Origin of the sequence: Legionella sheltonii (genome assembly GCF_026191355.1) — a bacterium.
Classification (GTDB): Bacteria; Pseudomonadota; Gammaproteobacteria; order Legionellales; family Legionellaceae; genus Legionella; species Legionella sheltonii.
Window position 1 is genome coordinate 1 of the sequence record NZ_JAPHOQ010000061.1, and the last position, 358, is coordinate 358.

Consider the following 358-nt stretch of genomic DNA (forward strand, 5'->3'; position numbering starts at 1 on the left):
TGACCTATCCCCTAAATTAGTACCACTTCTTTGATGAGATTCATTATCCTATGCCACCTTTCTTGCGTATTCAACAGGAGGCATATAATTTAGAGAGCTATGAGGTCGAACATTATTGTAGTGTTTACGCCATTGTTCAATCTCAAATCGTGCTTCCTCCATTGTTCGAAACCAGTGCTGATTAAGGCATTCATTTCTGAATTTCCCGTTTAAGCTCTCAACAAACGCATTTTGAGTTGGTTTTCCTGGTTGAATAAACCCTAAAGTGACATTCGTTTCTTTGCTCCAGAAAAACATCGCTTTACTAGTAAATTCTGTACCATTATCACAAATCACTTTAACAGGCTTATTTCTTTGC

1 protein-coding gene is annotated in these 358 nt (G+C 37.4%); it reads right to left on the minus strand.

Annotated features, from left to right (window positions below):
• Positions 1 to 48: 48 nt before the first annotated feature.
• Positions 49 to 358 (minus strand): integrase core domain-containing protein (locus OQJ26_RS19370; RefSeq protein WP_265705298.1); only part of this gene is annotated, 310 nt, incomplete at its 5' end.